Source organism: Amphibacillus sp. Q70, from assembly GCF_052055485.1.
Taxonomy (GTDB): Bacteria; Bacillota; Bacilli; order Bacillales; family Amphibacillaceae; genus Amphibacillus.
Window position 1 is genome coordinate 1,899,244 of the sequence record NZ_CP197171.1, and the last position, 25,923, is coordinate 1,925,166.

A 25,923-nucleotide genomic window follows, 5' to 3' on the forward strand; every position below is an offset into this window, starting at 1 on the left:
ACCCGAAATATATATGGTTTTGTCACAATATAAAAAAGATTCGACTATCCGTTTATATTTGGATAGTCGAAAGTTGTAAAATTTAATTTTATGAAATTTTGATACTAAAGAAGGGGGGAATTATGTTTATGTTAAAGCTTTAGCTTTATACTTTAAATAGGCTTTTGAAGTGATTGAATTCTTTCCCATTTAATAAATCACTTTTTAATCTTGCTTCTGCATTGATATAAGCTTCGCCTAATTTTCTATCCCATTCAGCATTATAAGTGTGAAAGCCACCAGGATAGTATGTTGCCTCGCCAAAAACCAATTCATTATCACCTTGTATCATATCAATTCTCATAAAGGGGGCGGGTATTTCTAAACTAAACCGAATAATCTTATCTAAATCTTTTTTATTGAATCCTTTGGCATCATGTAAGATCTGATGTTCTTGATCAAATGCCCCAGTCACCATCTTTTCATGATCTGCATTCCAAAATTGGTATCGATCTTCACCGTTTCTATTGATTTCTAATATGAGCATAACTTCACCATAGAAAGTATAAAATTTTAAATCAGTAGGATATTTTGGACTATTGGGATCTACGATTAATTCCTCAACCATCCAAGCATCCTTTTTGAAGTATTTCCTTACTCTATCTTTATCTTGTTCTTTTTTCATTTTTACATCATTTACAAGCTCGTTCCAACTATTTATAACTTTCCCCTCTCTTGCAGATAATATATAATTATCTGAATAAATTAAATAGACACCCATCGCCCCTGTGGCACTTGTAGGTTTAACAACAACGGGCCCTTTTTGAGGTTCTAATTCTGAAAACTTATAAATTTTAGGATCTGTATATGGTCGTCTGAATCCAACTTTATCAGCAAACTCATAAGCGGTTATTTTTTTATCAAGCATTTGTGCATAGTAAGGATTTCCTAATCTTTTACTTTCTCCATTCTGGACGATAATATTTTGAAATGAAATTGAATCCGTGATATTTAATTTTCTTTTGCCAAATTTACGATACATGCCATATGTTACAAAATCTTGCTTAATCGTGTCGGCTAATCGTTCGTATAAATGAAAATTATTTTTTTCTAGATTTTTCATTAATTTGTGTTTCGTTAATTTTGAATAATAATTATTTAGGTTATTATAGATTTGTTCTTGCGCTTTTTTTAGTGCTATTATTTGATTTTCAATACTATCGATATCATTAAAATTTAGCTGACTAATTGGTTTTTTTCCAATCATTGTCTCTAACATATCATTAACCGATTGATCTACTGTGTCTTTAATAAATAAACCACGTTGATCTTTTTCAACCTCATAAGCGAAATTTTTCACTTCATTTATATCAATTTTTTGAACATTAAAATCGGTTAATTGATTGTCTGTCATAATAGGGTAGAATTTATTATTTATTGTCCATGTTCCATCCTTATTCTCTTGAATGTCCATGTTTACAACTAGACTATAAGGAGGTGCTTGTAACTTTTTATATCTGCCTGGTGAGTTAAAGACAAAGTTTCCAATCGAGTAGGCAATCGTTCCACCATTATAATGTTCAACCTCATCCATCATATGTGTGCCATGTCCAAAGATATAATTTGCTCCAGCATCGATAAAGGCTCGACATCTTTCTTTAATTCTTAGACTATCTGAAACCTTTTTATAGTCGTGACCCTGCCAATGAGGATAGACAATAATAATCGATTCAGGATCTTTTTCTCTAAGATTGGAAATTTGTTTAGAGAGCCCCTTTCGTGGTAATGAATAGATGCCAGTTTTTTTATCCTCTGCAAAGAAACCGTATTTTCGGTACTGCTTTCCAGCTTGCATACCTGTGAATATATAGATATTCTTTTTCCCTTTTTTGCCTTCAAGTACAATTTTCAGTGGGGTAGCAGCATCCTTCTTGTTCTTTCCAGCACCTAAAGTTTGGATTTCCCCTTTTTTTAATCGTTTGAGTGTTTTTAATAAAATTCTGTCACCAAAATCCATCGTGTGATTATTTGCTAGATTGACTGCTGTCGCACCTAAGTCTTTTAATGCCTTTAGTGTTCTTTTGGGGTTGTCATAGTTAGGATATCCTTTGCCTTTTAATATTGGCTTTGGATCGTCTTCTAAAACTGTTTCTAAATTTAATATAAGATAATCACTATTTTCTACTAAGGGCTTCACTCCTGTGAAATAGGAAAAGGGTTCTTTTTTTAATCGGTCTAATAAATGTTCTTTACCGGGCTTTTTTAGATACCAGTCGCCTAAACTGGTATCTCCTGCGAAAGTTAAGGTATATGATGTATTCATTTTAAATGTCAACTCTCCTTTTAATAACGATAAATTCTTTTCTATATTATTCCCGATCTAAAAAATTTGAATCAATTGATTAATCATGCTTTGTTTAATTTCTATCCCTATCATCAAAGTGGATTATAACAAAGGTGAGGGGGAGGGGAACAAGTATTTTATAATGTGATTTCATTTTTAAAAAGATAAATAAAAGAACCCCGATATAGCCATAGACTTTTTAGAAACTGTGGCTATATCGGGGCTTTTTAAGTAATTGATTTTTAAAAAAGATAATTTTAAATTAATTTCACAAATTTATGACAAAACCATTACGTATTTTAAACTTTGAAAAGACTTTTAAATTGTTTAAAATCCTTACCATTTAATAAATCACTTTTTAATCTTGCTTCGGCATTAACGTAGGCTTCTCCTAATTTTCTATCCCATTCTGGATTGAAATTTTCAAATCCACCAGGATAGTAAGTCGCTTCGCCAAAGACTAACTCGTTATCGCCTTTTAACATATCAATTCTCATGAATGGAGCTGGTATTTCTAAACTAAACCGAATAATCTCATCTAGATCTTTCTTATTAAAGCCTTTGGCACTTTTATAAATTTGATCTTCTCTGTCTAGTTTTCCAGTATAGACTTTGTTGTTATCTGCATCCCAAAATTGATATTTATTTTTACCGTCTCTTATTACTTCTTGCACCAGTACATTTTCACCATAAAAGACATGAAACTTTAAATCGGTAGGACATTCTGGATTAGCAGGGTCTACTATTAATTCTTCGATAATCCATTCATCTCTAGTGAAAAATTTCCTTACTCTATTTTTATCTTTTTGCATTTGATTATGAACATCATTAACAAGCTCATCCCAACTATTTAAGAATTTTCCATCCTTTGCAGACAAAATTCTATTTTCATTATAAATTAAATAGACACCCATAGAGCCTGTAGCTCTTGTTGGTTTAACAACAACTGGTCCTTTTTGCGGCTTTAATTCCGAAAATTTATAAATTTTCGGATCTGTATAAGGTCGTCTAAAACCTACTTTATCAGCAAATTGATATGCTACTAATTTTTTATCAAGCTTCCGTGCATAATAAGGATTTCCTAACCTTTTTATTTCTGAATTCTCTACAATAATATTTTGAAATGAAATTGTATTGGTTATATTTAACTTTCTACTACTAAATTTATGGTATAAATTATGGGTTATAAAATCCTTTTTGATTGTATCTGATAACATCTCATATAAATGGAAATTATCCGCTTCTTTTCTCCTCATCAATTTATTTCTAGTTAATTTGTAATAATAATGATTCAAGTTAGTATATATTTGGTCTTGGGCTTCTTTGAGAGTTGAAATTTGTTTCTCAATACTAGGAATATCTTTTAAATTATGTTGATTAATTTTCTTTTTTCCAGTTATCATATCTAACATTTCATTAAGATCATTATATTTTATATTCTCTATAAATAAACCTAGCTCATCTTTGTTAAAGTCGTATGGGAAATCAGTAGTTTCTTTTGAGTTAATTTTTCTTACATTATAACTTGTCATTTTATTATCCGTAACAATGGGGTAGAATTTATTCTTTACTGTCCATGTCCCATTTTGATCTTCTTGAACTTCCATATTCACTATCAAACTATAAGGGGGTGCATTCAACGTTTTATATCTACCTGGTGAGTTAAAGACAAAGTTTCCAATCGAGTAAACAATCGTACCACCATTATATTGTTCAATATCATTCAACATATGGGTCCCATGTCCAAATATATAGTTTGCACCTGCGTCTATAAAAGTTCTAGATATCATTTGAATTCTTGGATGATCTGAAGCCCATTTATAGTCTCTACCTTGCCAATGAGGATAGACGATTATAATTGACTCAGGTTCATTTTCCCTAAGCTTAGAAATTTGTCTGGTTAGTCCTTTTTGTGATAAGGAATTTACACCTGCTTTTTTATCATCTGCAAAAAAACCATACTCACGGTAACGTTTCCCTGCCCGCATACCAGTGAATATATAGATGTTTTTATTCCCCTTTTCTCCTTTTAATGATATCTTGAACGGAGAGGAGGCTTGTTTTTTATTTTTCCCTGCTCCAAAGCTTTCAATTTTAGCTTTTTTTAACCGCTTAAGTGTTTTTAGTAGTATTTTCTTGCCAAAATCCATCGTGTGATTATTGGCGAGCCCTACGGCGGAAACCCCTAAGTCCCCAAGTACTTCTAGTGCTCTAGAGGGATTATCATAGTTAGGATATTCTTTCCCTTCTAAGACTGGTTTTGGATTGTTTTCTAAAACTGTTTCTAAATTTAATATAAGATAATCACTATTTTCTATTATTGGTTTGACCCCTGCAAAAAAAGACAGGGGATCATTCTCTAGTCTTTCAACCAATTCTTCCTTTCCGGGTTTTCTGAGGTACCCCTCGCCTAAACTTGTATCTCCAGCAAAAGAGATTGTATATGTTTTCTTCATATTTGAATCTATTCACTCCTTAATTTCTAGGACTTTTACAACAACTTTATAAGGTGGAATTCAGTCTATTATCTATACATCATACCTCGAATACATCAAAAAACTCGTCAAATTTCTTTCCTTTTAATAAATCTCTTTTTATTCTCACTTCAGCTTCTAAATAGGCTCTACCTAATTTCTCATCCCATTCATCATTAAATGAATGGAAGTTTCCTACTCTTGGTGTTATCTCTCCTAAAACTAAACCGTCAGTCCCTATTAAAGTATCAATTCGGACAAAAGGTGAAGGAATCTTTAAGCTGAATTCCTTAATTTTTTCTAAATCGACTTTATTAAAACCATTACCCATATAGAATTGGTTCTCATATTTACCCAATTTAACCAAATTCATATCTTCATCCCAGAAACAATATTTATGCCAGTGTTCAGGAGATTCTTCTTGAACAAATAACATTTCGCCATAAAAAATATGGAATTTTAAATTAGTCGTTGCTTTTTCTGAATCTTTACTTTCTAAAATTAGTTCTTCTATCATCCATCTATCACTTCTAATTACATTATCTTTACCTAATTTAGACCTAGCATCTGTAATCATTTCTTCCCAACTATTTAAGTATCGAGAGTCAAAAACAGATAATATTTTATTTTGATTAAATACTAAATACACTCCTCTGGATCCAGTTGAACGTACTGGTTTTAAAACAATAGGTTCTTCTACTTTAGGGATTTGTGCTAATTTATAAACATTAGAATCTGTTTTTGGCCTTCTAAAACCTACTTTATCAGCAAATTTATATGCATCCACTTTATTATCTAATTTCCATGAGTATTCTGGTGAACCCATTTTTCTTAGTCTTGATTTTTGCATTACAATTTCTCGGAATGAAAATATATTTTTAGGCTCTAATTGATTTCTCTCATATTTTTTTAGTAACTTATGGGAGACATATTTTTTATCAAAGATAGAATTTAGCTTTGTTATTGCATCAATCTCGTTTTTTTCCATGTATTTACTTCTATTAAGTCCATTGTAAATCATCTTTAATTTAGTATTTAAAAATCCGTTCATAGCCTCTATAGTGTTAATGTAATGATCAAAAGTTTTTTTGTCTTTTATTTTTCTTATTTCAGACCTACTATTAACGTCTAATAGATGTGCTATTTCTTCTTTTGACTTTCCAAAAGGTACGAAATATAAAAAGCCTAATTTAGTCTTTTTAAAATCACTGATAGGAAAGTATTTTTTTAAATTAGCAATATCACTATTTTTTATATGTCTCAAGTTAAAATCTGTTGCTCTATTATCTGTGATGATCGGGAAGAACTTATTTTTCACGGTCCATGTACCGTCTTCACTTTCTTGAACTTCCATATTCACTACTAAGCTATACGGGGGAGCTTGCATCTTTTTATATCTCCCCAGTGAGTTGAAGACAAAGTTTCCAATTGAATAGGCAATTGTCCCACCATTGTAGTATTCAATATCATTTAACATATGTGTTCCATGTCCAAATATATAATTTGCTCCGGCATCTATAAAAGCCCTACATCTTTTTTGAATTCTTTGATGCTTAGAAGCCCATTTATAATCTAGTCCTTGCCAATGAGGATAGATGATGATAATCGATTCAGGATCTTTATTTCTGAGTTTAGAAATTTGTTTAGATAATCCCTTTTGTGGTAAGTTATTTACCCCTGGCTTTTTGTCATCGGCAAAAAAACCATATTCACGGTAACGTTTGCCTGCACGCATACCAGTAAATATATAGATGTTTTTATTTCCCTTTTTCCCTTCGAGTGTAATCTTAAGTGGAGAAGCAGCTTCCTTTAAATTTTCACCTGCTCCAAAGGTTTCGATTTTTGCTTTTTTAAGTCGACTAAGTGTCTTATGCAACACTTTTTCTCCAAAATCCATTGTATGATTATTAGCTAAGCCTACTGCTGATACACCTAAATCTTTTAAAACTTTTAGAGTTCTAGCCGGATTGTCATAGTTAGGATATTCTTTCCCCTCTAAAACTGGTTCAGGATTTTCTTCTAAAACTGTTTCTAAGTTTAGAATAAAATAATCACTTTTTTCTACTAAAGGTTTTACTCCTGTAAAATAGGATAGAGGATCTTTCTCTAATCTACTTACTAAATTCTCTTTGCCAGGTTTTCTTAGATACCATTCACCTAAACTAGTATCTCCAGCAAAAGATAATGTATATTTTTTCCCTGTGCTCAATTGAAATCTCTCCTTTATTAATGAAACTTATTTTATTATAAATTGTGTGTGTTCTCTCCAAATCTATTAATGCTCTAAGTTAGTTGTAATTTTAACATAGTGAATAGAGCAAAGGAGAGGTAATCACAATCTCTTTGACTTTATTAATCTTCTGTACCATTTGCGGTTTAGTTCTTCTTTTAATTCTTCAATCTCTTGCTTCTGACTTTTAATAGTAGCCTTTTGCTTTTTCTGCTTTATTTTTAGTTCTTTTTTCTGTTTTTCAAGCTTTAAGAAAGCATTTTTATAAAGTGATGTTTCATTTTTTGCTTTATCTAACTGTTTTGTTAGTTGTTCAATTTCCTCTTGATGTGATCTATTTAGTTTTTTTACTTTTTCATTTGAATCTCGAATATGTTTTGCAGCTAATGTTATGTTATCACTATATTTTGCTGTTACAAAACCAATATTTACCGGGTATTCCCAAATCTCTTCTTCCTTTATGGTAAACGTATAATCTGTATCTTGGCAAAGAGTATCAAAGAATGAGTTTACCTTTGCTTCATCAGGGTTGGCTAATATGACTTCTGTCAAGCTCGCTCCTGCACCTTTAGCATAGCCAGATAAATTTTCTATCAAAGCGTTTCTTCGTATGTCTCTACGGAATTGATAATGACTTTCTTCAGTGAAAATCAGGTAGCGCTTTGCAAAATAGGGCTCTGGTGATATACTTTGAAGTTCTATTTCTTTTGTTGTGACATGATCTAAGCTTCCAGTTATCTTACCAAAGTCAAAATAGAGTCTAGAACGTTCAATATCTTTTGTCTCTGGAAAGTAAAAATCAATAATATCCTTGACAACATCTCTAGGCTTTCCTTTTTCAGGGAAGACATGCAACCCAATCATTGGGCGTGTGTTGACTTCAATGATAGCTTTTTCCTGTGTCTCGGGATGAATAATCATATCAATGCCGCTAATTTCTAGTCCAGGAATCGCTTGGGCTGCTTTTTCACCCATTTCAATAACGGATTGATCAACTTCATCCATTACGTCAATAGGATCTCCACCAGCAGAAATATTTGATTTTGACCTTAAATAGACTTGTTCACCCTCTTTTAAAACATCATTCAACTTATAGCCAGCTTTAGAGAGTTGAGTTTGTACTTCACGATCAATATTAATTGTTTTCTTATAAATCACCGGGTTAACTTGCTTTGCCTTATTCTTGGCTTGGATTAATTTCTTAATGGTGTCTTTTCCGTTTCCAATAATATTAGCAGGGACTCTTTTTACGACCCCAACAACTTTTTCTCCAACTGTTAAGAGGCGATGTTCTTCACCCTCGATGAACTCTTCAAGAATGACCTCATCGTACTCAAGTTCATTGGTGAGGTATGAAAAAACGTCAAATAGCATTTTTTCATCAACGATATTTGAAAAAACTCCTTTGCCGGCATTCTCGCTAATCGGTTTCATAACAACTGGATATGTTAATTCAGCTGCTAGCTGTGCTAATTGATTTAAGTCTGTATCTTTTGAGAGTTTTTCTCCTTTAGGAATTCGGATGTTATGAGCGCTTAGATACTTTTTAGTTAAGTCTTTGTCTTGACAAATTTCATATGCTTCTTCAGATAATTGATAAGATTGTGATGAACTAAAACTGATTGAACGGTCATTATGACTTAAGGTATAACGGACTAATAATTTGTTTTCCGGGTTATCAATCGTATAGAACTTCACATCAATACCACGTCGCCACGCTTCTAAAGAAATGAGGAACATGCTCATTCTGTTTCCGTATCCCTCCAGAGGAGTAGCGTACATTAAATGATCAAGCCATTGTTCTTTACGTATCATATAAGCTGCCTCCATAAAATAAAAAATTATTTTGTAACGATTTTCTTAACAACTTTCCTTAAGGGCTCTGTATATTTCCAAGTCCGTCGATTGATTAAGTTTTCGTATTTCTCTATTGCTCTTGCTCTTTCCTTTTCAAGTCGTTCTCTTTCTTTGGCTAGTTCTTTTACTTCTCTAAGAGATAAGTTTTGCATTAGGCTAATTGTTTCAAATCCTATCTTCATAGGCTTATCCCAGTTATATTCTTCGATATCTTCTACTTCTGCTCGATAGGGACCTGAGTAACAAGCTGCTTTAAATGTTTCTAATACATCTTTATCTGTACTCATCACTCGAATACGAACTCGTCCATCTTTTAAATTTTCTACATTACCGTGTAAGTCGTTATCTAATGCTTCTCTACGAGCCCATGCTTGAAAACCAACATTTTGGACTTTACCGGAAATATATAATTCCTTTCCATAAAATGGACCGGTAGGGGCTGTTTTTAGTTCAGTAATGGTAGCTTGGCGTTTCATGATCGGTTCAATAATGGCATCAAAGTCAAAGAAAAGTGGTGAGCGCTGAGCATCTTTTGTTTCCGGGAAATAATAATCAATGATCTCTTTGGCAAAATCTCTGGCTTGGCCTTCCATAGGAAACATATGCCCACCTAAACCTGGGCGTGCATTAACTTCAAGAATCGTACCTGTATTCCGTTCATGGTCAACGATCATATCGACACCATAGTGTGCTAAGCCTGGAATGGCTTTACCAGCATCAATCGCAATTTGTTTAATTTCTGGTGTTAAATCCTCGGTTGTATCGATAGAATCGCCGCCCGCGGATAAATTACTTTTAAAACGTAAGAAAACACGTTCCCCTTCTTTAGGGACGGTTTTTAACGTATAGCCAGATCGATGAAGCAAATCTACAATTTCACGATCGACTTTAATTAATCGACTGGTTAAGTGAGGATTCATTCGACGAATTTCATTCTTTTGGTGAATCAACTCTGAAATGGTATGTTCCCCATCTCCTAATACACTTGCGGGACGGCGAATCATAGCTCCAAGCACTCGATCTTCAATCACCACAATTCGATATTCATTACCTTCGACAAATCTTTCAACAATAATATCTTTAAATCCTAATTCATCTTGGACATGGCTGACTAAATTGAGCAAATCACTACGGCGTTGGATATTTGCGAAGACACCTTTCCCAGCGTTACCATCTTTTGGTTTTAACACAACTGGATAACCTATTTCATCGGCATAGTCACCGATTTCTTTTTTTGTATGTTTATCAGTAAACATTTTCCCACCGGGGACAGGGACATTTAATTTTTTTAAATACTGTTTGGTTAATTCTTTATTGTCGCAAATATCAAAAGCTTCTTGAGTAACTTTATCTCCCATCGAAAGTTGAAAGTGATGCTTCCGTTCGCCGTTACTAAGAGAATATCTTAATTTTAATTTACTTTCTTCTTCAATAACACTGTAAAAATCTAATTGAAGGCCTCTTCGCCAGCCCTCTAATGCAACGTTATATGTACTTATTCTTTTTCCTTGGCCAGCAGGAGGGATGGCACCTTCATGATGTGGCATCCATCTAAATTCTGGTTCAGTCATAAGTGATTACCTCCGTTATTTTTGATTAATCGTTCATTTATTTTCTTTCTTAAAATATATCTAAGACAGTTGATTAATTGTGGGTGAATTTCGCTTTTATTCGAACTTATAAATTATTTGTCGAATGATAAATAGTTCCTTTTTTCATTTCCCTTACTAAAATACGTCACTATATCTCGTGTATGTACGTCCTTATCATACCCTGTTATAGTCAATCTATAAAATTTTTGAACCTCCTTAACATAATTGTAATTTGATAAAAACAATAAGCAGGAAGGGAAATCCCAATTTTTATATCATATATCCTCATCAAAAAGATTATACCTTATTTAGTGCTATATTTCGATAGATTTCTAGATTTAATTCAGACGGTGTTATAGAAAAAATAATCAGTCATCTTAAGCTTTTAGATAACTTTTAACTATTTAAATTTATACTTTAATCTGCAAGATAATTGTATTTTAATCAAAAGAACCCCCCAACTTCTATAAAAGCAGGGGGGAGATGATTGTCCGCAGATAAATCAATTATGACTTTATTGTTAAGTGGGGGAGAAATTATTCAAATCCTTGATCTATTTCTTCTTCAACTACTTCTACATCCTCATCTTCATTTAAATCAAAAGTCATTTCACTTTCATCAATTAATCCTAAGTGATGTTGTAAAATTTGCTGTGTCTTAGTTAAATGTGCTTCATCAAGCTGAAAATAGTAATAATCTGTCCAAAGATCCGTTCCTTCTAAGTTAAGCATTTCAAGTTCAAGCTTTCCTGAGATACCGTATGAAATGAAACTCATCATATCATTAAATAAAAGGTTAGTGGTCATATTATCACCAACGGCTTCAATCACATTATCCAACTTGTTAATTGAACCGATTGAAACAGCTCTGTCTAAAATGGATTCCATAATTTGCTGCTGACGTTTTCCACGCTCAAAGTCGTTGTCCAACTTTCTTGTTCGGGCAATAGCTAAAGCTTCTTCACCATCGATTTCCTGATCACCTGGATACAAATGAATCGCATCTCTTTGATCATCAGAGTTGGATTCAGTAAATTCATACGGAACATCGAATTCAATGCCACCTAATGCATCCACGACATCAACAAAGGCATGAAAATTAAGTCGAACATAATAATCAACAGGTATTTTTAGAAAATTCTCTACAGCCCCAATTGTTGCTGATGCTCCTCCCATTGCATGAGCATGGGTAATTTTATCATTATAATCAACATATGGGATATAGACTAATGAATCACGCGGAATACTTAATAATTTCACACTGTTCTCATCTTTATTTAAGGTAGCCAGAATTAACGCATCTGATCGTGCACTTTCTGCATTATCACGATGATCATTCTCATCTACTCCAATAAATAAGACGGAGACATGGTCGACGCCAGGATCGACATCATAATCTCTTAACTCAGATCGTTCACGCCCATCATCTTCATAGGCGTTCTCTACAGCTGTTTGTGCTTTATTCCAGATATTAAACGCATAAACAGATGTCGCTGTTATTAATAGTAAAAGCGGTACAAATATTAAAAATAATAACTTCTTATTTCTACGCTTTTTTTTCACTCGGCGTTTAACTGTCCGTGATTTTATTTGACTGTCTTTTTTCATATTAATCCCCTTAAAATAAGTAAATAAATAATACTATACATAATTGTACTATTAATGTTACAAAAGGTAAATTGATTTTTGGTGAAATTTACGGATGTAACAATAATGTAATGAACTATACTATTAGTCGTATGCCTAGCGAAAAAAGTCACAATATGTAGAGATAAAAATAAAAATTTCGTAAATTATAATTATCCTTTGCGACTATTTTGTCAGTTTTAACGTGGCATAAATCTGTACACAACCATATCAAGGCATGATTGGATAAATATAAAAGTTGATTGGACCGATGGCTGAACTGACAGCCAGAAAATAAATATAGCGATAGCTAAATGATGGGGTGACTCAATCAGAGAAACATCTCGATCACGAGTCAAGATCTATCTGACTAATAACTCCTTCATATTATAATTAGTTTGCCTAAAAAAGTTTTAGATATGAATGGAGCAAAAAAAGGAAAACAAAATTTAATTCTCTTAACCACTTGATTAACTGTGTAAATCGGTAGGGAGCAAATACTAAAATGATTGGTAAAATTATTTAAAATAAAAAATCGCTCACCAATCAAGATGGACTCTTTAACTTAAATTTTTTCTTGTCTTTAAACAATCTTAACTTGTTTTTCCATAAATATACTTCTTGTATGTTTTAAGCTCTACTCGATAATTATATACTAAAGTGATTTAAAATAAAACTGTCGATTTATTGCTGATTTTATCTAAAAGACATTATTTTAAATTCTTAATAATAAGGAAAAGATTCAACAACTAGCGAAACGTTTAGTACAAACATATTGTATAAAAGAGAAAATGTCTTACATCAATTTTACATTAATCCTAGGTCTAATCGAATTGGTTTTTATGTAAAATATGTAAAAGGAGGATCATGAACCGTATTTATGGAATGTGGAACGGTCGATTGTGCAAGAAGAAAGAGCATTATGTACATATTCAAGCACTGATTGACTATTCGATATTATTCAATCCATTGATTTCAAATAAAGCTGCGAGATAATTTGTATTAGTGGACTCTCCCGATACAATGTACCGATTACTTACTGAACGAGAACTTTCAACCGTTGCAAATAATAGAGCATCTCAATATGACTTGAACAAATTTCAATGAAAAAAACGGTTAGCACTGGCTGATGCCAATTTTTTCATTATAAAAAGAGACATTCGGCTTAGGTACACATGATATTTCCCAGGTAATTTCCTGTTTATCTATGATCGCACGCAGAATTTATAATTCACGCGCAAATTCAGAATATCGCGTATAAATTTTAAATATTCACATGCAACTTAAATCATCCTAGATTAAATCAGGATCAAAATTTATATTCTTAAAATGCAAAATAAATACAATTTATAGATTGAAAATTAACACCATACATCCAATAAAAAAGAACTGACGTCTACGCCAGTTCTTTTATTTGATTCAAATGGATAACTCGTTGATTACGACTCCCGCGGAAATCTAAGCTCAAATCACGCTCAGCTAGAATAAATGGGCCGTCAACTAGTACATCACATTGACGCAAGAGCTCGACATGATCGCCGCCCAACTCAAATAGTTGTTCAATCGTATAGCCTGTGTAAGCCCAAATATTTTTCCCATTTTCCCGCAAACGGCGGGCAACTTCTTTTACCTCACTTGCTTGGAAAAAGGGGTCACCACCAGATAACGTTACATCACAAAGTGGATTACTCATTACTTCATCGATGATTTCATCAACAGTCATATCCACACCATTTCTAATGTTCCAGCTTTCTGGGTTGTGGCATCCTTTGCAAAAATGTGGACACCCAGCAAAAAAGATTACGGTTCGCATGCCTTCTCCATCAACGACGGAATCATGCAGAATATTCATCACACGCATAGATATCACTTACCCTCGTAAACGCGTTGATGTTTGACACGTTGACTTTCTTCAGCCCGTTTAGCAGTGTTCCATTTTTTCATATCTCCAACAAGATAACCCGTAATCCGACGAATTCGTTCAATCTTTTCTTCATCATCATTATCGCAGCTTGGACAGCTTTGGTTAATAATTCCGGTATAACCACAAGATTCGCAACGATCAACAGGATGATTGATTGAACCGTAACCGAAATCACTTGCAGACATCGCTTTGACAATGGTATCAAGAGCTTTCGTATTTTTAGTTACATCGCCATCACACTCGATATAAGAAATATGACCACCATTACATAATTCATGGAAGCCCCCTTCAATGCGAATCTTTTCAATGGCACGAATGGGATAATAGACGGGAACGTGGAATGAGTTTGTGTAATAATCACGTTCAGTAACACCTGGAATTTCACCAAATTCAGCACGGTCTCCTTTAGTGAAGCGGCCGGATAAGCCCTCAGCGGGTGTTGCAATTAATGAAAAATTCAAATCATAAAACTCACAAGCTTCGTCGACACGCTCACGCATAAATTCAATAATTTGATAACCTAATTTATAGGCGCGTTCTGATTCGCCATGGTGCTCACCAATCAATGCCACTAAAGCTTCAGCCAGACCGATAAACCCAACGCTTAATGTTCCTTGCTTTAATACCTCTTCTAATGTATCAGTTGGTGCAAGATTTTCACTATTTTTCCAAACACCTTGGCCATATAAGAATGAAAAATTCTGTGCTTGTTTCTTTATTTGGAACTCAAATCGTTCTAACAATTGTTTAATCACAAGATCAACATAGTAACCTAATTTATCAAAAAATTGATCGATCGTTTGAGAAACTAAGCCAATCTTAACAAGATTAATGGATGTAAACGATAGATTTCCACGCTGAATACTATTATCATCACCATGGCGATTTGCCATAACACGCGTGCGGCAGCCCATATAAGAAACTTCTGATTCAGGTGTGCCATCATAATGCTGAATATTGACACTTGAATCAATAAAGCTAAAGTTAGGGAACAAACGCTTGGCTGTTGTTTCAAGCGCAAGCTGGTAGAGATCATAGTTTGGCTCGTTAGGTTCAAAGTTGATTCCCTTTTTCATCTTGAAAATTTGAATCGGAAATATCGGTGTTTCCCCATTTCCTAACCCAGCTTTCGTTGCTAGGAGTAGATTTTTCACGAGCATACGTCCTTCAGGTGAGGAATCTGTTCCATAGTTCACAGAAACGAAAGGAACTTGTCCACCTCCACGGGAATGCATGGAATTACAGTTGTGAACAAATGCCTCACATGCTTGGAAAACATCACGATCAGCCTCACGCCATGCTGTTTCTTTTAAAGTTTCAGGATCCCATTCGATTGGATAGCCCTCAAGACGGCGCTTATGTTTGAGATAAGATTTCCGCACATAGGGTGCAAGATCATAGTCAAACTTTGGATAGCTTTGTCCGCCGTGCTGCATGTTTTGATTAGATTGAAAAATAATGGATGATAACGCCATTGCGCTCACGATATCTGCTGGCTCACGCATAAAGCCATGACCTGTATTAAATCCACCTTTTAAAATAGAACCCAGTGGAATTTGTGCACATGTTGTTGTTCCTGTTGCCATAAAGTCTAAATCATGAGGATGAATAAAATTATCATTCATTGCTTCTACGACATCTGGACTTAATAACTTCGTCTTCGCATAATGCTTCGCCGCCTCAGAACCGAATTTAGACATCTGTCCCATCGGCGACTGCCCGTCCACATTCGCATTTTCTTGAATTAGATCTTGATTACTAGACTGAACAATTTCATCAAGTGCTGTCATTAACTTTTCACTTGACTGCTTTGTCATAGTAGTTACTTGCATTTTATCCACTCCTAATCATTTATCATAAATATGTAATCATAAGGTTAGTACAAGATATGGGGAAAATAAAAAGATTCCAACACAACATCTTGTGTCAGAATCTAGTTTAGCATAATGTTTTTTTTCTGAATAGGTGAAAAAGTCACTGTCCAATCCAAAAAACAATCAAACCCTCTATAAATCAAACTTTCCGTAATTATGACAAATTTGTGTCAATAAAATATTACATCATGAACCGTGAGAAATCATTGAACAGATCACCGAGCAGAACATCTCCCAGTAGGATGATTACAAGGAACAGTATAAGATAATTGATGATGATTACATAGATTAAATCAATGCCGCCGTCTTTTTTATGTGTTTCCTTAATCGAAACAATCGTTCCAATACTCGCAAGAGAAGCGAGGAAAAGAGCCAATGAGAGCAAGAGGGAACTAAAGAAATACGCATTAAGAATGCTAAATATGACTGACAGTAAAACCAGGCTTGTTGGCGCAACCAGTAATGTTGCAAATCGGGTGAAAACCAATAAAAAGTCGATTTCTGCTTTCATCAAGCGTACGACAGCAAAGATAATGGCGACCATGGCCCCAAGGAAAAGAATGAAAATAAAAAACGGAAAAATAACGGTTTGAAAAAAGGGTGGGCGCAGCCACTCACCAAACATACTGGTAGCTGAAGTATACATAAATAATGGAACAAAGAGAGCAAAGATAACCACTGTAATCAGGCTATTTATTAAATCTTCTTTACTATCTGTCACCTGTTTACTGGCTTCAAAAGGTGATTTCAATGCTTTTGGCAGGAAGCCCCAATAGCTCTTGCTGATTTCTTTTGTTTTTTCAATAAATTCATTTGGCTCAGCTGATTGCGAGCTTTCCTCAACCTCGTCGACTGCTACATTCTCAGTTTGCTCATTATCTTCGGGCGGCGGAGGGTCTTGCTCCACAACTGGGTTTAATTCTACTCCACAGCTCACACAAAACTTGGCATCAGGTTCATTTACGGCCTGACATTCTGGACAATTCATTTTAAAACAGCTCCTTTTTTAATACTCCTCTTAGTGTATAAAATATCACAACTGAATTAAAGCGAATTTTCAAAAAATTTTCTTCTATTAGAAAAATCCTCCTTTTTACTCATAAGGTGAAATCATTTCACAAACGATTATTTAGACTGATATGAAGTAGGAGAGGAGGTCACCAACGATCATATGATATAAATTTATCTTTATTAAGAAGACAGCTGATCAGAACAGTTTGTTAAATCAAATGAAGTTATCAAAGTAAGGAACGAAATTCTTCGATCGCTGCTGGTCGACCGAGAAAAAAACCTTGGGCATATTGAACACCAAGCTGACAAGCTAGCAAATACTCTTGGCGTGTTTCTAATCCTTCTAAAATCAAACTAATTTGCTGACTAGCACAATAATCTCGGAAGAGCTGAATTAAAGCCTTCTTTTTAATAGATTGATTGAGTTGTGCACTAAAAAGGCGATCTAGCTTAATGAAATCAAACGGAAAAGCAATCATAACATCAAAATTAGAATAACCTTTACCGACGTCATCTAAAGCAAAGCGAAAGCCATGTTGAACAAGCTGATCAACAACATGAAAGGAATCCAACAGGCGATCCATTTGCTCGGATTCAGAGATTTCTAGCACAATCTGATCAGGATTTAATTGACTGATATTCAGTAAGTGATGGATAAATTCAGGAAAACAATTATTAATTAAAGTGGAAGGGAGTACATTAATAAATAATAAAGTATCTTCTCGCCCCATATTAGCTTGCTGAAAAGTTGTAATCGCCTTTTCTATTGAGGCAGTATCAAGCTCATATAATCGTCCAGCTCGTTTAGCTGCCTCGAAAGCAAGCTCAGGATTGGGAAAATCAATGGATCTTAAGAGAGCTTCAAAACCAATACACTGGTTACTATGTAAATGATAGATAGGCTGAAAAAAATGATAAAATTGCCTTTTTTCGATAAAATGATCAATCAACATAATAGAGCCCCCAACTAAGATTGAATACACATATAAATTTAATTATACCAAAATCGGCAAAAAATCCAATAAAATCAGAAAATAAGAACATAATGTATCCTGTTCTAAACAAGAACAGGATAAAAGTCCTCATCAAAATGAGTCGATTGACTTAATTATTGTCCTTCATATTATGATCCAATTCGACAGCGTCCTGTGCTATAATATCTTTTATGTTATAATCTGTTTAGTTTACTTGGATAATTTTCACTTTCAAAAAGTAAGTAATTTTGTCGATAATAGGATGAGTGAAACTAAAGCTTTCACCACAAGGACTCTGGGGAAGCTAAGTTTTGCTAAACAAATTTATTGGAGGATCATATGTTATGGAGGAAACGATAACACTCAAAGAGATAGCCCAAACGATAAAAAAGAGGTTGGGTCTGATTATAGTGTTGACATTGGGTGCTGCTCTCATTAGTGGGCTTTTTACATATTTCTTTATTACACCCATCTATCAGGCGGATTCACAATTTTTGGTTAATCAGAATCATAACCAAACAGAATCAACAGTTGAATTAAATGACATTCAAACTAATATTGAGTTAATTAATACTTATAGTGATGTCATTAGAAGTAATCGTATTTTAGATGAAGTGATTGACGAATTAAATTTGACGATTACAGCAGGGACTTTAAGAGAAAAACTCTCGGTCTCAAATGAGAATAATTCACAGGTTGTAACGGTATCAGTTACAGATCCAAGTCCAGCAATGGCAGTCGAAATTGCAAATACGACGGTTGAAATATTTCAAAATCAAATCGATGACTTAATGAATGTTGATAATGTTAACATATTGAACACGGCCCAGTTACCAGAAGATCCGTCACCAGTCAGTCCAAATCTGATGTTAAATGTAGCGATTGCTTTTGTTCTTGGTGCAATGGTCGGTGTTGGACTTGCCTTTTTATTTGAATTCTTAGACACGACCATTAAAACAGAAGAAGATATTGAAAAAACACTTGAATTACCAGTGATCGGTATCGTTTCAAAAATTAGTGAACGCGATTTAACGATCGCACATAATCAATCGATGACACGAACAGTTAGAGAAAGGGGAGCGTTCAATGGCAAAGCGAAAAAAACCAGTTAATCCATCTGTAAGACAATTGATTACAAAATTAAATCCACGTTCACCCATTTCTGAGCAATTTCGTACGATCCGAACCAATTTACAATTTACCGCTGTAGATGAAGACTTAGATACAATGTTAGTGACATCAGCGGGGCCTGCCGAAGGTAAATCTTCAACGGTGGCTAATCTATCCGTTGTCTTTGCTCAACAGGAAAAGAAAGTCTTGCTAATCGATGCTGATTTACGTAAACCGACTGTACACTATACATTTAGAGTCGATAATCGCCGAGGTTTAAGCAGTGTGCTTGTTGGAGAAACAACACTCGAAGAAGCACTAACTCAATCTGATATTCCTAATTTAGATATTTTATCATCTGGTCCCATTCCGCCGAATCCTTCTGAACTGTTGGGCTCAAATAAAATGTACAATTTAATTGAGGAAGCAAAAGCGATTTACAATTTAATTATTTTCGATACACCGCCTGTACTTGCCGTAACAGATGCTCAAATTCTCGCTAATTTCGTTGACGGTTCATTACTAATCGTGCGTAGTAAACAAACCCATCAAGATTCAGCATTAAAAGCGAAGGAATATCTAGAGCCAGCCAAATCAAAGCTGTTAGGTGTTGTACTTAACGATGTTGAAGCCACAAAAGACCAATATTATTATTACGGACAATAAGGAGCTGTTGCAAAATGCATGCTATACATTTTATTGCAATTTCTCTTTATAGTCATTTCTCCACTCTATCCTCCATTTCAAACAAAGCTTCAAGTTGAAATGATGGATAGAGTGCTTCTATTCCTCATTACAATCAAAAGCTCAAGCTCAAATGATGGATAGAGTGCTTCTATTCCTCATTACAATCAAAAGCTCAAGGCGAAATGATGGATAGAGCGCTTCTATTCCTCATTACAATCGAAAACTTAAGCTCAAATGACGAATAGAGTGCTTCTATTCCTCATTACAATCGAAAACTCAAGCTCAAATGACGGATAGAGCCCTTCTATCACTTATTACAATCGAAAGCTCAAGGTGAAATGATGGATAGAGTGCTTCTATTCCTCATTATAATCGAAAACTCAAGCTCAAATGATGGATAGAGTGCTTCTATTCCTCATTACAATCGAAAGCTCAAGGTAAAATGATGGATAGAGTGCTTCTATTCCTCATTACATTCGAAAGCTCAAGCTCAAATGATGGATAGAGTGCTTCTATTCCTCATTACAATCAAAAACTCAAGCTCAAATGACGGATAGAGCCCTTCTATCACTCATTACAATCAAAACTCAAGGTGAAATGATGGATAGAGTGCTTCTATTCCGCTTTTCTAATATGGGTGAAAATGTTGTTGCACAATTTACCCTATTGTGCAACAACCCCTTATTTTTATCACAGATCACCGTCGGTAAAATCCCATTGATTAAAGTATTGTTTTATCGTAGTGTAACTGGCTGGTTGACAAAAAACACGAGTTGAGGTTGTGATTACTCATCCCATCAAAAAAAATGTGTATCGAAAAGCCTTCCACTGAATGAGGGGTCACTTTTTGATATAGAATTGTTTAATAATCCTAAAATGATAGTCTGACTGTTGGATAAGAAAATTTGGTGCAAAATTAAGTTAAGCACTCGTTTTACAGCTCCCGAGCATTTAGTTAACCGTTAGCTTCATCTAAAATTAAGTTTACCTACGCCGACATGTCAAATTTAATTATCAAGCATATGCCATTCTAATGAACTTTATCGTTAGTAAACTCATTCAGAACCATCGCAATTTCCCAATTCAGAACGAACGTTTAAGTCTATAGGTATAATGGTTTTCGAATGGTTAAATACGAAAGAAGGGGGCAGAAAGAGAGAAGGCACTCTATTATAAAGGTCAGCGATCAAATTCACATTTGAAAAGAGGACAATTGTTAATCTTGCATCCTGCATTCAAATCCTTTATAATAGGTTCAAATGAAAAGAGCATATAGATTAAGCCTACAGGGGGAGCTGATTTAAGTCGGCTGAGATAGAACACGAATTGTTCTGACCCTATGAACCTGTTAGTTAGTACTAGCGTAGGGACGGTGGCTTTTTTGATGGCGTTTTTGGCGTAAACAAAGCAATGTGAGCGGGTCCTCCATCAGGAAGCATCCCCTTGGCATTGCTTTTTTTATTGATTATTTGTCCATATCAAAAGATGTTCAAAAAGTCTCTTTAAAATGATAAATCATCATTCAAGATGGGTTTCAAGATAAAGCTAGTTCAACTTGACTGCCTTAGTCTTTTAATCTTCTTTTTGAACACACATCACAAGGGGGAATTTTCAATGCAATCAAAACGTACATTATTTTTAATTGAAGTAGCAGTTTTTACAGCGCTCGCGCTTATTTTAGATATTGTGCCTTTTTTATCATTTAAAATATGGGCACAAGGCGGATCGATCTCATTTGCTATGATCCCAGTTTTTATTGTTGCTTATCGTTGGGGACTAAAGGGAGGGCTATTATGTGGCTTTCTTTATGGCTTCCTTCAACTTATTATGCCAGGAGCTTGGATTGCTCATCCCATTCAGGCGCTGCTTGATTATCCAGTTCCTTTTACTGTATTAGGATTTGCAGGACTTTTTGCACCAGCAGCACAAGCCGCTTTAAAGCAAGCCAACACGAAACGTTTTATTGGTATGGTTACATTAGGTGTCCTGCTTGGTATCACACTCAGGTTCATTTCTCATTTTATCGCTGGGGTTGTTTTCTTTGACTCTGTGATTGATGGTATGAACACTTGGGTATACTCACTCGTTTATAATAGTTCATATTTGATTCCATCATTTATTATTAACGTTGCAGCAGTAAGCTTCTTATTTAATAAACGACCTAACCTTATTGCAGTAACCGAATAAATAAATCTAATGAGACCTGCTCACATTTAAAAATCCGTTCAGTTAAAATTGAACGGATTTTTTTGATAATATAGAATCATTCAACAGTACTAGGAAAAATGTTGTAAAAGTGAATAAATTGTGACTTCTCTCCCGTTTTAAAGATTAATTAAACAGATGACAAAAAAAATAAGGATTAAAACAGATTGGAAATTGATATAATCACTATTTTACCAGTCCTATTTACCTATATGAATAAAAAATACTTTACTTTAATCAGTGCTAAATACTTATTTACAGTCGAGGAAAATATGGAAAAGTGTCACAAAAATGGTTTCAAACAATGAAATAAACTGGTATACTGTGGATGTTGCAAAAAGTGTCCTAAAAGGAGGTTGTTTCGATATGATTGACATTCATTGTCATATTTTGCCCCATGTTGATGATGGCGCAAAACATATGGAAGATAGTATGGCGATGGCAAAAGCAGCTGTCTCCCAAGGTATTCACACAATTATCGCAACGCCTCATCATAAAAATGGAAGATACAATAATCCAAAGCAATCAGTACTCGCTGATCTCACAACATTAAATGAAAGAATTCAACAAGAAAATATTCCCTTAACGATTTTACCCGGACAAGAAATTCGAATCCATGGTGATCTGATCGAAGGAATTGAACAAGGCGAAATTCTGACTCTAAATGGAGTGAGTCGTTATATTTTTATTGAATTACCGACAAATCATGTTCCCCACTACACAGAGCAATTACTATTCGACATCCAGATGAAGAACTTGATTCCAATTATTGTTCACCCAGAACGAAACACCGTTCTACTCGAACACCCCACACGTTTATATGAATTCGTTCGAAAAGGTGCACTCACCCAAATAACCGCTGCTAGTTTAGTCGGTAAATTTGGTCCAAAAATTAAAAAGTTTACTCATGAGCTTATTGAAGCCAATTTAACTCATTTTATCGCTTCAGATGCACATAATACGAAGTCAAGAGATTTCCAGATGCTTGAAGCCACTCATGAAGTGAAGCACAAATATGGGCAACAAACCTTATATATGTTGATGGAAAATGCCCAATTATTAATTGATGATCAAATGATTTATGTTGATGAACCACAACGCATTAAGCGGAAGAAATTTCTTGGATTATTTTAAGAGATACTTCCTTCTCTAGACGAGAAGAGGACTCAGCACAATGCCATCGAACAAAATGGCAAATGATCAACCAGATTAATTATTACAGAATAAGTAAAAAGGAGCGCATGTAGTTATGGGAAAAGTAAAAAAAGCAATCATTCCAGCAGCAGGCTTAGGGACACGTTTTTTACCGGTGACGAAAGCGATGCCGAAGGAAATGTTGCCAATTGTTGATAAACCAACCATTCAATATATTGTCGAAGAAGCTGTTGCCTCAGGTATTGAGGATATCATTATTGTAACAGGTAAAGGCAAGCGAGCGATTGAAGATCATTTTGATTTGGCTCCAGAACTTGAGCAAAATTTAAGAGAAAAGAACAAGCTTGATTTATTACATAAGGTTGAACAATCAACAAATCTAGCTGATATTCACTACATCCGACAAAAAGAACCCAAAGGCCTTGGACATGCCGTCTGGTGTGCACGTAAATTTATTGGTGACGAACCTTTTGCCGTTCTTTTAGGTGATGATATTGTCCAAAGTGATATCCCTTGTTTAAAACAATTAATTAATCAATATGAAGACACAGAATCTTCAATTATAGGTGTACAACAGGTACCAGAAGAATATACGGAACGTTACGGTATTGTCGATCCAGGTAAAAAGAATGGCAGACTTTATCAAGTCGATCATTTTGTGGAAAAGCCACCACGTGGAACAGCACCTTCAAACCTAGCGATCATGGGGCGTTATGTTTTCACACCTGAGATCTTTAGATTCTTAGAACGCCAAGAGATCGGTGCAGGCGGAGAAATCCAGCTTACCGATGCGATTCAAATGTTAAATGAAATTCAAAAAGTGTATGCCTATGATTTTGAAGGACATCGCTATGATGTTGGTGAACAGCTTGGCTTTGTCCAAACGACGATTGAATTTGCCCTGCAAAACAAAGAAATTGGTGCAGATGTTAAACAAATGCTGATCGAATTAGTTGATAACATTAAAAATAATGACTAATTAAATTGGGGTGGACAACCAGATCCACCCCAATCATGATCAATATTTTTTTTGAAAAGGAGCAAATTCAATGTCTTATCGAAAGCGGCTGACCTTACTTGTGCTACTTGATTCCTTGATTGTTGCATCAGCCATATTGATCGCATCGTGGGTCGTTTATCCGACTATGGCAACTTGGTCAAATATGACTATTGTAGTCAGTGTCATTGCTTTACTCAGTTTTCATCATTTATATGCAATGATTTTTAAACTGTATAATAAAGTATGGTCATATGCAAGTATCAATGAACTGAAAGCTATTATTTATGCAGTCACTCTTTCCGTTGTGTCAACGGGTCTAATTCAGTATTTGGTTAATGGTTTTCAAATTTATCGCCGAGCACTTATTGTGACTTGGCTCTTATATGTCACCTTCATTGGCGGCTCACGCTTTATTTGGCGGGTTTATCGTGATCATTATATTAGCCCGAACAAAGACCAAAAACGAACGCTCATAGTTGGAGCAGGCTCAGCGGGTGCGATGATTGCCAGACAATTAACAAGTGGACAAAGCGACTCGGATTTAAGGCCGATTGCTTTTGTCGATGATGATTTATACAAATTGAAAATGGAAATCTTTAATTTGCCAGTCGTTGGGACCACAAAAGATATTCAAGAAATCGTTGAAACTGAGCGAATTGATCATATTATTATTGCAATTCCGTCATTACGTAATGGTGAATTAAAAGAAATTATTGCGCGTTGTAGTGAAACAACTGCAAAGGTAAAAATTTTACCCAAAATTGAAGACATTGCAACGGGGAAAGTTGCCGTTAAAGCTTTACGTAATATTGATGTTGAAGACGTGCTCGGCCGACCATCAGTAGAATTGGATATCAATGCGATTTCTACCTACATAACAGGAAATACAGTCATGGTCACAGGAGCAGGCGGATCCATTGGTTCGGAAATCTGTCGCCAACTCATGCGCTTTAGTCCGAAGAAAATTCTTTTAGTCGGACATGGCGAATACAGTATCTATCAAATTGATGCTGAATTAAAAAAGGTATATGGTGAAACAGAAACAGAAATTATTCCAATCATTGGTGATGTTCAAGACCGCGATCGAATCTTTGACATTGTCAATACGTACAATCCGTGGATTATTTACCATGCAGCCGCCCATAAACACGTTCCTTTAATGGAATATAATCCTCACGAAGCGATTAAAAATAACGTGATTGGAACAAAGAATGTTGCCGAGGCTGCCGATACATTCAATATTCATACCTTCGTGTTTGTATCTACTGATAAAGCTGTTAACCCAACGAATGTGATGGGGGCAACTAAACGGATTTCAGAAATGATCATACAACATCTAGCCACACGAAGCGAAACCAAATTCGTTGCGGTTAGATTCGGAAATGTTCTAGGAAGTCGTGGTTCAGTCATTCCACTGTTTAAAGAACAAATTGCAAACGGTGGTCCTGTTACGGTTACCCATCCAGATATGACCCGTTATTTCATGACTATCCCGGAAGCTTCGAGACTTGTCATTCAAGCGGGAACGCTTGCGCGCGGTGGTGAAATTTTTGTTCTTGATATGGGTGAACCTGTTAAAATCGTCGACCTAGCCAAAAACCTTATTAAACTATCAGGCTATACAACTGACGAAATTGAAATTAAATTCTCAGGCATCCGACCCGGCGAGAAAATGTTTGAAGAATTATTAAACGAAGCCGAAATCCATCCAGAAGAAATTTTCGAGAAAATTTATATCGGCAAAACAAACCAAGTTGATATTAACCCCATATTTCAATTGATTGAACAATTTGAGCAATACAACAACAAGCAAGTTAAAGAAGAACTTATGCGCATTGTTTACGGCGAACAAAGAATGAAATCTCACATTTCTTAAGCAAGA

At 34.8% G+C, this 25,923-nt stretch carries 18 protein-coding genes and 1 riboswitch; of the genes, 8 read left to right on the forward strand and 10 right to left on the reverse strand.

Features of this window, described 5'->3' with window-relative positions; all coding sequences use genetic code 11:
* Positions 1 to 145 precede the first annotated feature (145 nt).
* From ACS127_RS08450 to ACS127_RS08475, 6 genes are all read right to left on the reverse strand, one after another.
* On the reverse strand, positions 146 to 2,302 hold the full coding sequence (locus tag ACS127_RS08450) for a CapA family protein (protein ID WP_440897980.1): 2,157 nt from the start codon (positions 2,300 to 2,302) through the stop codon (positions 146 to 148).
* Between the two features lie 320 nt (positions 2,303 to 2,622).
* Positions 2,623 to 4,779 carry a CapA family protein gene (locus tag ACS127_RS08455; protein WP_440897981.1) on the reverse strand — a complete coding sequence of 719 codons (2,157 nt, stop codon included), beginning with the start codon at positions 4,777 to 4,779 and terminating at the stop codon, positions 2,623 to 2,625.
* Positions 4,780 to 4,858: 79 nt separating this feature from the next.
* Positions 4,859 to 7,006, reverse strand: a complete 2,148-nt coding sequence (locus ACS127_RS08460) for a CapA family protein (protein WP_440897982.1) — start codon at positions 7,004 to 7,006, stop codon at positions 4,859 to 4,861.
* A 123-nt stretch (positions 7,007 to 7,129) separates the two neighbouring features.
* Positions 7,130 to 8,842 (reverse strand): ATP-grasp domain-containing protein, encoded by a 1,713-nt coding sequence (locus ACS127_RS08465; RefSeq protein ID WP_440897983.1) that lies wholly within the window; start codon positions 8,840 to 8,842, stop codon positions 7,130 to 7,132.
* A 26-nt stretch (positions 8,843 to 8,868) separates the two neighbouring features.
* Positions 8,869 to 10,455: an acylphosphatase gene (locus ACS127_RS08470; protein WP_440897984.1), complete on the reverse strand. Its 1,587-nt coding sequence runs from the start codon at positions 10,453 to 10,455 to the stop codon at positions 8,869 to 8,871.
* 557 nt (positions 10,456 to 11,012) lie between these two features.
* The gene (locus ACS127_RS08475; RefSeq protein WP_440897985.1) at positions 11,013 to 12,083 is read right to left on the reverse strand and encodes an LCP family protein; all 1,071 of its coding nucleotides are present in this window, start codon (positions 12,081 to 12,083) and stop codon (positions 11,013 to 11,015) included.
* 885 nt (positions 12,084 to 12,968) lie between these two features.
* Between ACS127_RS08475 and ACS127_RS08480 the strand changes: the two genes are divergently transcribed.
* Positions 12,969 to 13,097: a hypothetical protein gene (locus tag ACS127_RS08480; RefSeq protein WP_440897986.1), complete on the forward strand. Its 129-nt coding sequence runs from the start codon at positions 12,969 to 12,971 to the stop codon at positions 13,095 to 13,097.
* Positions 13,098 to 13,497: 400 nt separating this feature from the next.
* Here ACS127_RS08480 and nrdG read toward each other — a convergent pair whose 3' ends face one another.
* The 4 genes from nrdG to ACS127_RS08500 all read right to left on the reverse strand — a co-directional run bounded on the left by nrdG (position 13,498) and on the right by ACS127_RS08500 (position 17,863).
* Positions 13,498 to 13,962 carry an anaerobic ribonucleoside-triphosphate reductase activating protein gene (gene nrdG, locus ACS127_RS08485; RefSeq protein WP_440898109.1) on the reverse strand — a complete coding sequence of 155 codons (465 nt, stop codon included), beginning with the start codon at positions 13,960 to 13,962 and terminating at the stop codon, positions 13,498 to 13,500.
* 5 nt (positions 13,963 to 13,967) lie between these two features.
* Positions 13,968 to 15,842, reverse strand: coding sequence for an anaerobic ribonucleoside triphosphate reductase (locus ACS127_RS08490; protein ID WP_440898110.1), 1,875 nt, complete (start codon positions 15,840 to 15,842; stop codon positions 13,968 to 13,970).
* Between the two features lie 238 nt (positions 15,843 to 16,080).
* The gene (locus tag ACS127_RS08495) at positions 16,081 to 16,887 is read right to left on the reverse strand and encodes a hypothetical protein (protein WP_440897987.1); all 807 of its coding nucleotides are present in this window, start codon (positions 16,885 to 16,887) and stop codon (positions 16,081 to 16,083) included.
* Positions 16,888 to 17,137: 250 nt separating this feature from the next.
* On the reverse strand, positions 17,138 to 17,863 hold the full coding sequence (locus ACS127_RS08500; protein ID WP_440897988.1) for an EAL domain-containing protein: 726 nt from the start codon (positions 17,861 to 17,863) through the stop codon (positions 17,138 to 17,140).
* A gap of 365 nt (positions 17,864 to 18,228) precedes the next feature.
* Here ACS127_RS08500 and ACS127_RS08505 point away from each other — a divergent pair, with 365 nt between their 5' ends.
* The 7 genes from ACS127_RS08505 (at position 18,229) to ACS127_RS08535 (ending at position 25,917) form a co-directional block, all read left to right on the forward strand.
* Positions 18,229 to 18,996: a YveK family protein gene (locus tag ACS127_RS08505; protein ID WP_440897989.1), complete on the forward strand. Its 768-nt coding sequence runs from the start codon at positions 18,229 to 18,231 to the stop codon at positions 18,994 to 18,996.
* Entirely contained in the window at positions 18,971 to 19,660 is a 690-nt protein-coding gene (locus ACS127_RS08510; RefSeq protein ID WP_440897990.1) for a CpsD/CapB family tyrosine-protein kinase, read from the forward strand. The genes ACS127_RS08505 and ACS127_RS08510 overlap by 26 nt, the downstream gene beginning before the upstream one ends.
* A gap of 567 nt (positions 19,661 to 20,227) precedes the next feature.
* Positions 20,228 to 20,458 carry a hypothetical protein gene (locus ACS127_RS08515; RefSeq protein ID WP_440897991.1) on the forward strand — a complete coding sequence of 77 codons (231 nt, stop codon included), beginning with the start codon at positions 20,228 to 20,230 and terminating at the stop codon, positions 20,456 to 20,458.
* Positions 20,459 to 20,959: 501 nt separating this feature from the next.
* A riboswitch (TPP riboswitch) is annotated at positions 20,960 to 21,069 on the forward strand.
* A 226-nt stretch (positions 21,070 to 21,295) separates the two neighbouring features.
* Entirely contained in the window at positions 21,296 to 21,868 is a 573-nt protein-coding gene (gene thiT / locus ACS127_RS08520) for an energy-coupled thiamine transporter ThiT (RefSeq protein ID WP_440897992.1), read from the forward strand.
* Positions 21,869 to 22,252: 384 nt separating this feature from the next.
* Positions 22,253 to 23,020 carry a tyrosine-protein phosphatase gene (locus tag ACS127_RS08525; protein ID WP_440897993.1) on the forward strand — a complete coding sequence of 256 codons (768 nt, stop codon included), beginning with the start codon at positions 22,253 to 22,255 and terminating at the stop codon, positions 23,018 to 23,020.
* A 115-nt stretch (positions 23,021 to 23,135) separates the two neighbouring features.
* Positions 23,136 to 24,020 carry a UTP--glucose-1-phosphate uridylyltransferase GalU gene (galU, locus tag ACS127_RS08530; protein ID WP_440897994.1) on the forward strand — a complete coding sequence of 295 codons (885 nt, stop codon included), beginning with the start codon at positions 23,136 to 23,138 and terminating at the stop codon, positions 24,018 to 24,020.
* A gap of 70 nt (positions 24,021 to 24,090) precedes the next feature.
* Positions 24,091 to 25,917 (forward strand): polysaccharide biosynthesis protein, encoded by a 1,827-nt coding sequence (locus ACS127_RS08535; RefSeq protein WP_440897995.1) that lies wholly within the window; start codon positions 24,091 to 24,093, stop codon positions 25,915 to 25,917.
* Positions 25,918 to 25,923: the final 6 nt, after the last annotated feature.